Below are 11959 nucleotides of genomic sequence, written 5' to 3' on the forward strand. Positions count from 1 at the left end.
GACGAGACGCTGGTGATCGCTGCACAGATCGGAGAAGCCTGCAAAGGTGCTTTTCATAGTTGCGTTTTATAACGGAATGTACATACAATGGAGGAAATCGATGAAAAGAGAAAGTTTCAGAAAAGGTATGAAGGATGGAGTTCCCATCGCTCTTGGATATTTTGCGGTATCCTTTACCTTTGGCATGATGGCTGTTGCCGGCGGCTTGCGTATCTGGCAGGCAGTTCTGATCTCCCTGACCAACCTGACATCGGCCGGTCAGTTTGCGGGACTGGACATTATTTTTGCGGGAGGCTCCATGTGGGAGATGGCAATGACCCAGCTGATCATCAACCTGAGATACTGCCTGATGTCATTTTCCCTGTCCCAGAAATTCCGGCGTGAGGAGTCCGGTATCCTGAAATACATCGCTGCTTTTGGTATCACCGATGAAATTTTCGGGATCAGTGCGGCCCAGGAGGGAAAGGTCAGCGTATTTTATAATTACGGAGCCATGTGCGTGGCAATTCCCGGATGGACTCTTGGAACTCTGGCAGGAGGAATCTCCGGAAGCCTTTTGCCGGATTTTATGCTTAGTGCGTTGAGCGTTGCCATTTACGGAATGTTCCTGGCCATCATCATCCCGCCGTCCAAAAAGAGCAGACCGGTTCTTGGGGTGGTTGTGGCATCCATGGCAGTCAGTACTGTTTTTGCGGTGACACCGGTGTTAAAACAGGTATCATCCGGATTTATGATCATTATCACAACACTTCTGGTAGCAGGCCTGGCAGCTTATTTCTGCCCGCTGGAAGAGAAAGGGGAAGCCGTTCATGAGTCATAATGTATATCTTTATATCCTGGTGATGGCAATTGTCACCTATCTCATCCGTATGCTGCCCCTTGCTCTTGCAAAAAACGAGATCAGAAGCCCGTTTATCAAGTCCTTTCTGTATTATGTGCCATATGCCTGTCTGGCAGCCATGACCTTCCCGGCCATCCTGAAGGCCACAGACAGCATCATCTCCGGTGCAGCAGGTTTCCTGGTAGCACTTATTGCTGCATATAAGGAAAAAAGCCTGATCACAGTAGCCCTGCTGGCGTGTGCGGCGGTGTTTATCGTGGAGAGGGTTCTGGTATTTATCTGAAAAGTATAATATGCAGGAGGGAGCTTCGAAAAGCTCCCTCCTTTTTCATTTATTCACCTAAAAATCCAAGATCGATCTCTCCGTCAAACACCGTAGTTGCAGGTCCTGTCATATATACAAGGTTTTCATCTCTTTCCCAGGAGATGTTTAAGTCTCCGCCAAGAAGCTGTACAGTAACCGGTTTGCTGCCGTCAACCTTGTCATTGAGGATGGAAGCTACCGTAACTGCGCAGGCGCCTGTGCCGCAGGCAAGGGTTTCTCCGGAGCCACGCTCCCATACACGCATCTTTACGGTGTGGCGGTCGATCACCTGAACAAACTCAGTGTTGACTCTGTCCGGGAAGCATACGTGATTTTCAAAGGACGGGCCGATCTTTTCCAGGTCAAGGCTGTTCACATCGTCTACGTAGATGATGGCATGAGGATTACCCATGGAAACTGCGGTCATGTGATATTCTTTTCCGTCGACGGTGATGGGAGCGTCGATCACCTGCTCGGTTTCGGCAACCACCGGGATCTCTTTTGCAGTGAGAATCGGGGAGCCCATGTTGACTTTTACCATGGAGGCCTTGCCGTCGCGGATAGTAAGATCCACATATTTGATACCGCTTCTTGTGGCGATGCTTAAAGAAGTTTTGTCCACAATGCCGTGGTCATAGACATATTTGGCAACGCAGCGGATACCGTTTCCGCACATGGCACCCTGAGAGCCGTCCAGATTGTACATATCCATCTCGCAGTCTGCAATCTCAGACGGGCGGATCAGGATCAGACCATCGGAACCAATGCCAAAATGACGGTCGCTGACAAATTTTGCCACTGCGGCCGGATCCTTAACAGTTTCCTCGAAACAGTTTACATATACATAATCGTTTCCAATGCCGTGCATTTTCGTGAATTTCATAATAGTAACCTCCTCTTGTTTCTGAATATTATACTTGTTTTTTCTGTTGGAACACAAGACCCCATGGAAAAAACACGCAGGTTTTTTCCATTTGTTGCCTTTAATAGTATAGTATATTGGACAATTGTTATCGAAAAGTGAATTTTCCCTGTGGAATTCCGGTAAATTAGAAGTGGATTTTCGTATTTATGGATTTTATGTGCTTGCATTTTGTCAGAAACATGGTATCATAAAACAAAGTAATATGCATGGAGATGTATAATTATGCTGTACATTACGGATTGTGCTGTTACTGTTCACTGGTAATATTCCGCGAGGTGTTTTTTGTGACCACAGGTCACAGAAAACCCGAGAATCTCGGCGCGAAATCATGCAAAAGCATGATTTCTGTGCATCGCGGAGCGTGTTGCTGGTCACGAAGTGAACAGTAACATTGGACTGACACAAGCAGAGAGACAGTTAACGTAAAGTACATAGAATTCAGGAGGAAGAAAAAATGAAGAGAAAATTTATGGCACTTGCACTTGCAGCAGCTATGACAGTTTCTATGACATCCGCTGTTTTTGCAGCAGATGAGATCAAGAGCGCAGATGATCTGGAGGGTAAGAAGATCGGTGTTCAGCTTGGAACAACCGGTGATGCAGACGCTACAGAGGTTAAAGACGCAACAGTAGAGAGATACAACAAAGGTAATGACGCTGTTATGGCTCTGAAACAGGGTAAGATTGACTGCGTAGTGATCGACAGCGAGCCTGCTAAGAAATTTGTTGAGAAAAACGATGATCTTGAGATCGTTGAGGATATTTTTGATAAAGAGGAGTATGCAATCTGTCTTTCCAAAGATAATGCAGACCTTACCAAAGAGTTCAACGAAGCGCTGAAGGAGCTGAAGGATGACGGAACTCTGGATTCCATCAGAGATAACTACATCGGTGATGATGCAGGTAAGACACCGTATGAGACTCCTAAGGATGCAGATCACTCCAAGGGAACTCTTACCATGGCAACAAACGCAACCTTCCAGCCATACGAATACTATGACGGAGATAAGATCGTAGGTATTGATGTTGATATCGCTCAGGCTGTCTGCGACAAGCTTGGATATGAGCTGAAGGTCGAGGATATGGAGTTTGATGCGATCGTAAATTCTGTTAAATCCGGAAAAGCTGATTTCGGTGCTGCAGGAATGACAGTAACAGAGGATCGTAAAAAGAGCGTTGATTTCACTGATCCGTACACAACTGCAGAGCAGGTTGTTATTGTAAAGAAATAATTTTGCACAGAGAAATCAGAGGATTCTGAACGGATAAGCTGAGAAACAGATATTCGTTGCAGGGTTCAGTAGCGAATGATCAGGTTCCGGATATCCGGGTATGTTTTCCGGATTTCGGAACCTGTAGTTTTGGAAAGGGTGGAAATTTTGAGTCTTATTGAACAGTTTCAGTTTAACTTTCTGGACGACAATCGCTGGCAGTTCATTTTGTCCGGTCTGAAAAATACCATCATCATTACTTTTTTTGCTGTACTTCTTGGTATTTTTCTGGGATTTGTCATTGCTATTGTCCGTTCTACACATGATAAGACAGGTAAGCTTAAGATCCTTAATGTGATCTGTCGTGTTTATCTGACTGTGATCCGTGGCACCCCAACGATGGTACAGCTGCTGATCGTATTTTATGTTATTTTTGCAACCATAGATCCGGGTAAGATAGTTGTTGCCATTATCGCCTTTGGTATGAACTCTGCTGCATACGTGGCTGAGATCGTCCGTTCCGGTATCATGTCTATTGATCAGGGACAGTTTGAGGCAGGACGGAGCCTGGGTCTTAACTATACACAGACTATGATCAAGATCATTCTTCCGCAGGCGGTCAAGAACATCCTGCCGGCCCTTGGAAACGAGCTGATCGTACTTTTGAAGGAGACATCCATCAGTGGTTATATCGGACTTATGGATCTGACCCGTGGCGGAGACATTATCCGAAGCCAGACCTACAGTGCACTGTTCCCGCTGCTGGTAGTAGCTGCGATCTATCTTGTGATCGTTTGCTTCCTTACCTATCTGGTAGGAAGACTTGAAAGGAGGCTGAGAACCAATGAGCGTAAGTAATGAAGTGCTTCTGGATGTACAGGGACTTGAAAAGGCCTATGGCGGCAATCAGGTTCTCAACGGGATCACCACACAGATCCGCAGAGGTGAAGTAGTAGCCATTATCGGACCATCCGGCTGTGGTAAATCTACATTCCTCCGTTCCCTGAATCTCCTTGAGGAGCCGACCGGGGGAAAAATCCTCTTTGAGGGAACCGACATCACAGATTCCAAGGTGGATATCAACCGTCATCGTCAGAAGATCGGAATGGTATTCCAGCAGTTTAATCTTTTTCCACATAAGACAGTAAAAGAGAACATTATGCTCGCACCTGTGACTCTGAATCTTATGAGTAAGGAAGAGGCTGAAAAAACGGCACTGGAGCTTCTGGAGCGAGTAGGTCTTCCGGATAAGGCAGATTCCTATCCGGACATGCTTTCCGGCGGTCAGAAGCAGCGTATCGCCATTGCAAGATCTCTTGCCATGAACCCGGACGTGATGCTGTTTGATGAGCCTACATCTGCTCTTGATCCGGAGATGGTAGGAGAGGTCCTGGAACTGATGCAGGAGCTTGCAAGATCCGGCATGACCATGGTTGTGGTAACTCATGAGATGGGCTTTGCCCGCGAGGTGGCAACCAGAGTCCTCTTCATTGATGAAGGAAAGATCCAGGAAGAAAATTCTCCTAAGGAATTCTTTGCAAATCCAAAGAATAAGAGACTTCGAGAGTTTCTTTCAAAGACATTATAAATATAAGAATATTAAAAACGGATGCTTTATCCTCCTGTGGAAATGCTGCAGGAGATAAAGCATCCGTTTTTTATAGTTACAGAATAGTGACGTAGTTATTTCACCGGCTGGTTCAGATCACTGTAGGTTACATCCTCAAAGGGGAGAGAGATGCGTTCTCTTCTGGCAGAGGAAAGGTAGATGCCCTTTACCATTTCAAGGGTTTTTCTGCCTTCCAGTCCGTCGATGGCAACAGGAAGATCCTCACGGACAGAACGGTAGAAGTCACGGATCTGCAGGTGATGGCTGCTTCCCCAGTAATCAGGGCCCACATTTGTGGTCTCATAAGTGTTTCGGATCTCGGCATAGGTGCCGTCCAGCTCGTAATAGCCCATGTCCTGCTTAAGACCCAGGCGTCCTTTTTCTCCGATCAGTTCAATATTGATCGGGGAATCGGCTCCGTAAATGTTGCAGGCATAGAGATTGTAAAGACAGCCGTTTTTAAACATGATAGCAGCGTCTGCGGCATCCTCCACTTTTACAAAATGATGAACATAATTATGAACACTTCCGTCGATCCATTCCACATCGGAATCCAGCATATATCGAACACGATCAATGCTGTGGATCGCCTGGTCGATGAGAACACCGCCGCCCTCTTTGTCCCATGTTCCCTTCCAGTCACTTCCGCTGTAATAGTCGAGCGGACGGTTCCAGGTCAGATAGGAACGTGCGGTAAGGATTTTTCCGAAATCACCCCGCTGGATCATTTCGCGGAGCTTTTCTACACTTTTTGTGTAACGGGTCTGGAAGATAACGCCCAGCTTTACATGAGTTTCTTCGGCGGTACGGATCATTCTGTCTGCATCCTGAAGACAGGTGGCAATGGGCTTTTCGGTAAGGACGTTAATGCCGGCTTTCATGGCTTTGATGGCCATGACCGGGTGCAGGAAATGCGGCAGACAGAGATGTACCACATCAATATCCTTATCCAGGATCTCATCAAAGTCCGTAGTCCAGGAACAGTTAAATTCCTCTGCAAAGGCTTTGGCAAGAGCTGGATCTTTGTCAACGGCATATGCTAATTCTACTTCATCGCTGAGACGATGGAATGCATCCGCATAAGAGACGGAAATACGGCCGCAGCCTACAATAGCAGCTTTCAGTTTTTTCATGGCTTCCTCCTTATATCATCCGATAAAAAAATTCGTCGGATCCTGATTTGTAAAAGAATAGTGGATATCAAAAAAGTATTTCATGGCTCCGTTCAGGAACGAATCACTCTGGAGCTGGGAGTAACGGACAGTCACGTTATCTACCATCCTGCGGAACCCGGTTTTTTTCAGGTCTTCCCGTACTTCATTGAGAAAATATTCGCCAAGATCCGGAATCTTTCCGCCAAGAACGATCAGAGATGGATTTACGGTACTGATCAGATTACTCAGGGCGATGGACAGCTCCCATGCCATCTCCTTTACCATAGCAAGAGCGGTTGGATCGCGGAAGGTGGCAGCCTTTCCCAGATCTGAGAAGGTGATTTCTGAAAGTGCGCTTAAGGATGGAATCTGTCCGAATTCCGGGATCCTGTTTTTCAGAGCCTGCTCCGAGATCATAACTTCCAGACATCCGTGATTTCCGCAGATACATTCCGGACCGTGAGGATCGATGGAATAATGGCCGAACTGGGTAGAGGAACCACTGGCAGTTCCAAGCATGCTTCCTTCTGTGAAAAGGGTGGCACCGATGCCGCGGCCGAAATTGAGAAAAGCAAAATTTTTCTCTTTTATATTGCCATAGACCTTTTCCGCGTAGGAATAGCAGGCGGTATCATTGAGAAGATCAACCGGGTATCCCGGGAATGCAGTCTTCAGAGATTTAATGATCTGAGTGCTTTCCATGGAAGGCAGATTCAGGGTCGTGGAATATACTTCATTGCTGGAGGCGTCGATCATGGCGGACATTACTATGCAGATGCCAAGGATACGGTCAGGAGCACAGTGTTCCAGAATGGATTCCTGGAAACAGGAGCCGGAGCATGCGACATGATTTTCGTCTTCGGAAAGCTTCCGTGATTCATGAAAGACGGAAGTACGGCAATGTCCACAAGATAAGCTTCGACAGCATTTTCATGCCAGTTCATGACAACAACGTAGTAGCTGTTCATCCGGACCTGAAGGCAGTTCGGCTTACGTCCGATGCTGTCGGATTCTCCGATACCGTTGTCCACAATGAATCCCCGTTCGATCAGTTCATCTACAAGAGTAGATACGGTTGTTTTGCTGAGCTTCGTTTGCTTGGCAAGGTGTGCTCTGGATATTCCGGGACTGGAATAGATGGAAGTATAGAGCCGTTTCATATTCGTGTTCTTAATAACCTGCTGATTAACAAGTTTCATAGTTTCTTTTCATCTCCAATCCTTTAAAAATAAACGGTACCGAAAAATGGTAAAGTCTCCGTACTAAATATATCCTATCATAGATGCAGAAAATAATCAATATGTGGCTGTACAAAGAAAATATTGACTATTTATAGAAGGAAAAATATAAAAATACGACAATTCTAAAATGAAGAGCAATATAATACAGGCATTTTTTCGGAAGACTGGTAAAAAAACGGAGATAAATAGTACAGTGATAGAAATAATTGATTACAAATGTGCAAAATGCACAAAAAATACTCGAGATATTGTTTATTATAGAAGAAATGCACATTGAAAGACGAAAAAACGGGAAAGAATGTTGACAGATACGGCAAAGAATGCTATCCTAAATCCAAGCTAAGAACAGCAAAAAAGAGAGTTTGTAACAAGAAACACAGATGTTTTTGCAAAAAACTTTTATTTTTTGAAATATTAGTTAGGCCACTGGACAAATAAAGAGAGGTAGAGAGATGAGAATAGGCGTGATTGGATGCGGCGGAATGGGAACGACTCATTACTTATCCCTGAAAGTCTTATCAGAAAAAGAGGATGATGTTGAGGTAGTTGCCCTGTCTGACTGCAGAAAAGAATTTCTGGACAAAGCGGCATCATATTTTCCGGAAGCTGCCACATATGAATACGGAATGGAACTGATCGAAAAGGAGCAGCTGGATATTGTACATATCTGTCTTCCAAGCTATCTGCATGCAGAACATGCAGTGAAGGCACTGGAAAAAGGGATGAATGTACTGGTGGAAAAACCGGTATGTCTGACCGAAGAGGATTGCCAGATGCTTCTTGAAGCAGAAAAAAGATCCGGGAAGAAGGTTATGGTAGGACAGGTAGTACGTTCCTTTGAGGAATATAAATATCTGAAGGAAGCTTACGACACAGAAAAATTCGGAAAGCTGAAATCCATTACTATGGAGCGTATCAGCGGAGATGTGAAATGGGGATTTGAGGATTGGTTCCATAATGAAGAAAAGAGTGGTTCCGTTGTGCTGGATCTTCACGTGCATGATCTTGATTTTCTGCGTTATATGCTGGGTGAGCCGGACAGCTTCCAGGTAAAAGCCAGCAGATTTGAAAGTGGCATGATCAATCATATCATCACGGAGTATGAATTCGGAGATGTTTTTGCTACAGCAGAGGGTATTTGGGATGAGTCATCGGCAATGAAGTTCCATGCAGCGTTCCGTGCACATTTTGAGGATGCTACGATAGAATTTAACGGTGCTCAGTCACCGAGCCTGACAGTATATAAGAAAGACGGAACTGTGGAGACGCCAGAGCTCAAAGCTGAATATGAAGGCGAGAGTGATGTGGCGGGAATCAATGTCTCCAATCTGGGACCATATTATACAGAGATCAAATATTTCCAGGAATGCGTCAGAGAAGATAAACCTGTAGAGGTTGCTCCTTTGATCGAAGGAGTAAGATCCGTACAGCTTGGGATTAAAGAGTGGAATGCGGCAAAAGAGTATGTAAACACACACGAAAACAAATAATGAAATTTTCACTGAAAGGCAGTGAGAAAAATAAAAAAAGCTATTCAAAAGGAGGATATGCAAATGAAAAAAAGAGTGATTTCTATTCTGTTATCAGCAGCAATGATCTCATCAATGGTAGTTGCAGGAGGGGTAACTGCACATGCTGAAGAAAATGTAACACTGAATGTATTTGATGCACATGCTTATGGTCTGGAAGAATATGACGAGATGGTAAAAGCCTTCGAGAAATCACATCCGGGTGTGACTGTTGATGTACAGCATGCAGCCAACGATTACGACACACTGCTTCAGTCCAGAGTAAACTCCGGTGATACACCAGACGTATTTGATGCTGAGGCCGGAACAAAAGCGAAAATGTACTATGATTATGCTTACGACTGGAGCAATGATACAGAAGTTCTGGACAAGTTCAATGAGGACGCTGTAAACCTTGGAAAAGATGACGAGGGAAATGTAAAATCTCTTCCATGGACCTATGAGAACATGGGCCTGATCTACAACAAGGACTGCTTTGAGAAAGCTGGTATCGACAAGCTTCCGACAAACATGGATGAGCTGGAAGAGGCATGCAAGAAGCTGAAGGATGCAGGCATCACTCCGTTTGCACTTGCTGCAAAGGAAACATGGGTATTAGGACAGGTTGCAACACATTTCATGATCGACAAAGACAAAACAGCTGCTGAGACAGTAGATGCGATCAAATCCGGTGAGACAGCATTTGCAGATATGCCTAACTGGGAGAACCTTTACAAGTTCCTTGATCTTGCTGTAGAGTATGGTCCGGACAAGCCGCTTGAGGTTGACTGGGAGACATCAGAGAATATGCTTGCAAACGGCGATGCAGCTATGATCCATATGGGTGACTGGTGCCAGTCTACACTGGATTCCTTTAATCCGGATGCAAATCTTGCATTTCTTCCATTCCCGGTAGGCGCCGGTGAAGATGATGCAACTGTATTATCCTCCTGTAACTGGACTTATATTGTAAATAAAGATTCCAAGAATCTGGATCTTGCAAAAGAGTATTGTGAGTTTATCCTTACATCCGAAGAAGGCCAGAAATGGATGGCAGAAGGTGTAGGAGCTGTTCCTGGTGCAAAGTCTGATATGGAAGTGACCGGCGCTCTTGCAAATGATGCCAAGACCTATATCGACGCTGGAAAGACAAACGGCTGGATCCACACGATTGCTCCTGGCAGCTACGCAGATGAGTGTGGTCCGTATCTCCAGTCTTACATGCTTGGAGACATGAGCGCAGATGAAGTAACACAGCTCTTCCAGGATTTCTGGACATCAGCAGAGTAACAAGGAACTCCAGGAGCCGAAGAGAAACAGATTTGTTGATTTTGGGCTGACGGAATGTAACTGACAAAAGAGGGAGACAGGCAGCAGCTTTGCCTGTTTCCCAAATATAAACCAAAGAAAAAATGAATTTCTGGAGGGGATAGGATTGAAAAACAAAAAAACAAAGGATCTGGCAATTTTTGCATTGTTTGTCTTTCCGGCAGTCGTTTTTGTACTGTTTGCCACAGATATTCCATTTGTAATGAATCTGTACTATTCGGTATTTAATTGGAATGGAATCGGCAAGAACATGGAATTTGTAGGACTTGCCAACTATGTGAAGATCTTTACTGCTGACCCGCTTTTCTGGAAAGGTGTCAGATTTACTCTTAAATTTGCAGTATTTTATGTTGTTATCGTAAACATTGTTTCTCTCACAGTCGCTGTCGTAATGGCACGTGAGAACAAAGTGAACAGTCTTGGTCGTGCTTTTTATTATATTCCTTATATCATCAGTCTGACAGCGATCAGTCTGATCTGGAAATTTATCCTGGGACCTGGCTTTGAGGCTCTTTACAGTGTTACAGGATGGGAATTCTTTAACTGGAGCTGGCTTGGAACACCGAAGCTTGCTTTTTATGTAGTTGTTGTCATGGCAGTATGGCAGAATCTTGGTTTTTACATGGTCAATTATATCGCAGGAATCATTGCAGTTCCGGGAGAGCTTCTGGAAGCGGCAAGAATCGACGGAGCAACCTCTTTCCAGGTATTCCGCAAGATCACAATTCCGATGATCATGCCTGCGATCTCGATCTGTATGCTGACATCAATGACATTTGCGTTTAAGTTATTCGATATTATCATGGTATTTACAAAGGGCGGACCTGCGAATTCAACTGTTTCCGTTGCGTATAATATTTATAAGGAAGCTTTTGTTAACAGCAAATATGGTCTTGCTACTGCCAAATCTCTTGTATTTGTAGTATTTGTTCTGATCATTACAGCAATTCAGATGAAGATTACCAAGAGTAAGGAGGTTGAGGCATAATGAAGAAGAAACCAAAGAACCTGCGGCAGGTGAATGCACTGACGATCATTATTTTTGTATGTGCGATCTTCTGGCTGATGCCGCTGGTATTGATCTTTATAAACTCATTTAAACCCTATAATGATATGCTGCAGGACTTTCTGGCTCTGCCCAAGTCATGGAGCCTGAAGATGTATATGGAGACCTGGACGAAATTCGGTTTCCCGTCTCTGATCTTTAATACATTGCTTTATACATTCTGCACTGTCATCCTGGTAGTGCTTATGGCGCCGATGGCAGCCTATAAGCTCGCAAGAACAAAAAGCAGACTTAGCAAAATATGCTTTGTTCTGATCATCATGCCGATGATGGTTCCGTTCCAGTCTTACATGATCACCTTGACAAGACTGGTTTCCAACGTGAAACTGACTGGAACAAGAACCGGATATATTCTGGTAAGTGTGGGCTTATGTATGCCTCTGGCAGTATACATGATCCATGGATTTGTAAAAAATGTTCCTATCGATCTGGAAGAGTGTGCATGTATTGACGGCGCAGGTAAGATCCGCACCTATTTCAGCATTGTACTTCCGCTTCTGAAACCGATCCTCACGACGGTCGTTGTTTTGGATGCACTGGCAACCTGGAATGATATCATCACCAACCAGCTGATCGTTGGCGGAAACACAGTGGCAATGAATATCCAGAATGCACTGTACATGCAGTTTTCCGCACAGACAGCAGACTGGGAGCATGCACTTCCCGGAATCGTAATGTCCATGATACCGAGTCTTATCTTCTTTGTTGTGATGCAGAAGCATATTGTAGGTGGTATTACTGCCGGTGCGGTAAAAGGCTGATCTTGGTGGTA

Annotated in this window: 13 protein-coding genes; 9 read left to right on the plus strand and 4 right to left on the minus strand. The window is 44.8% G+C overall.

Annotation, left to right across the window (positions count from 1 at the left end; translation table 11 throughout):
* The first annotated feature begins 100 nt into the window (after window positions 1-100).
* Both BN3261_RS15725 and BN3261_RS15730 read left to right on the plus strand, forming a co-directional pair.
* On the plus strand, window positions 101-820 hold the full coding sequence (locus BN3261_RS15725) for an AzlC family ABC transporter permease (protein ID WP_015526136.1): 720 nt from the start codon (window positions 101-103) through the stop codon (window positions 818-820).
* Window positions 810-1124 carry an AzlD domain-containing protein gene (locus BN3261_RS15730; RefSeq protein ID WP_015526135.1) on the plus strand — a complete coding sequence of 105 codons (315 nt, stop codon included), beginning with the start codon at window positions 810-812 and terminating at the stop codon, window positions 1122-1124. The genes BN3261_RS15725 and BN3261_RS15730 overlap by 11 nt, the downstream gene beginning before the upstream one ends.
* A gap of 49 nt (window positions 1125-1173) precedes the next feature.
* Here BN3261_RS15730 and dapF read toward each other — a convergent pair whose 3' ends face one another.
* Window positions 1174-2028, minus strand: a complete 855-nt coding sequence (gene dapF, locus BN3261_RS15735; protein WP_015526134.1) for a diaminopimelate epimerase — start codon at window positions 2026-2028, stop codon at window positions 1174-1176.
* Window positions 2029-2524: 496 nt separating this feature from the next.
* Here dapF and BN3261_RS15740 point away from each other — a divergent pair, with 496 nt between their 5' ends.
* From BN3261_RS15740 to BN3261_RS15750, 3 genes are all read left to right on the plus strand, one after another.
* Window positions 2525-3301 (plus strand): transporter substrate-binding domain-containing protein, encoded by a 777-nt coding sequence (locus BN3261_RS15740; protein WP_015526132.1) that lies wholly within the window; start codon window positions 2525-2527, stop codon window positions 3299-3301.
* Between the two features lie 144 nt (window positions 3302-3445).
* Entirely contained in the window at window positions 3446-4138 is a 693-nt protein-coding gene (locus tag BN3261_RS15745) for an amino acid ABC transporter permease (RefSeq protein ID WP_059086976.1), read from the plus strand.
* Window positions 4125-4868 (plus strand): amino acid ABC transporter ATP-binding protein, encoded by a 744-nt coding sequence (locus BN3261_RS15750; RefSeq protein WP_021651603.1) that lies wholly within the window; start codon window positions 4125-4127, stop codon window positions 4866-4868. Before BN3261_RS15745 ends, BN3261_RS15750 begins: the two co-directional genes overlap by 14 nt.
* Before the next feature lie 95 nt (window positions 4869-4963).
* Here BN3261_RS15750 and BN3261_RS15755 read toward each other — a convergent pair whose 3' ends face one another.
* From BN3261_RS15755 to BN3261_RS18050, 3 genes are read right to left on the minus strand one after another with little or no spacing between them, the layout of a single operon-like run.
* The gene (locus tag BN3261_RS15755; RefSeq protein ID WP_022426867.1) at window positions 4964-6022 is read right to left on the minus strand and encodes a Gfo/Idh/MocA family protein; all 1059 of its coding nucleotides are present in this window, start codon (window positions 6020-6022) and stop codon (window positions 4964-4966) included.
* A 15-nt stretch (window positions 6023-6037) separates the two neighbouring features.
* On the minus strand, window positions 6038-6799 hold the full coding sequence (locus BN3261_RS18045; protein WP_235812402.1) for an ROK family protein: 762 nt from the start codon (window positions 6797-6799) through the stop codon (window positions 6038-6040).
* Window positions 6800-6810: 11 nt separating this feature from the next.
* Entirely contained in the window at window positions 6811-7242 is a 432-nt protein-coding gene (locus BN3261_RS18050) for a MarR family transcriptional regulator (RefSeq protein WP_235812403.1), read from the minus strand.
* A gap of 494 nt (window positions 7243-7736) precedes the next feature.
* Between BN3261_RS18050 and BN3261_RS15765 the strand changes: the two genes are divergently transcribed.
* From BN3261_RS15765 to BN3261_RS15780, 4 genes are all read left to right on the plus strand, one after another.
* The gene (locus BN3261_RS15765) at window positions 7737-8774 is read left to right on the plus strand and encodes a Gfo/Idh/MocA family protein (RefSeq protein ID WP_022426869.1); all 1038 of its coding nucleotides are present in this window, start codon (window positions 7737-7739) and stop codon (window positions 8772-8774) included.
* 63 nt (window positions 8775-8837) lie between these two features.
* Window positions 8838-10082 carry an ABC transporter substrate-binding protein gene (locus tag BN3261_RS15770; RefSeq protein WP_022426870.1) on the plus strand — a complete coding sequence of 415 codons (1245 nt, stop codon included), beginning with the start codon at window positions 8838-8840 and terminating at the stop codon, window positions 10080-10082.
* A 145-nt stretch (window positions 10083-10227) separates the two neighbouring features.
* Complete coding sequence (locus tag BN3261_RS15775; RefSeq protein WP_022426871.1) at window positions 10228-11109, plus strand: carbohydrate ABC transporter permease; 882 nt, start codon at window positions 10228-10230, stop codon at window positions 11107-11109.
* Window positions 11109-11948, plus strand: coding sequence for a carbohydrate ABC transporter permease (locus tag BN3261_RS15780; RefSeq protein ID WP_022426872.1), 840 nt, complete (start codon window positions 11109-11111; stop codon window positions 11946-11948). Before BN3261_RS15775 ends, BN3261_RS15780 begins: the two co-directional genes overlap by 1 nt.
* The last annotated feature ends 11 nt before the right edge of the window (window positions 11949-11959 follow it).

Origin of the sequence: Blautia massiliensis (ex Durand et al. 2017) (assembly GCF_001487165.1) — a bacterium.
In the GTDB taxonomy this organism is placed as follows: Bacteria; Bacillota; Clostridia; order Lachnospirales; family Lachnospiraceae; genus Blautia_A; species Blautia_A fusiformis.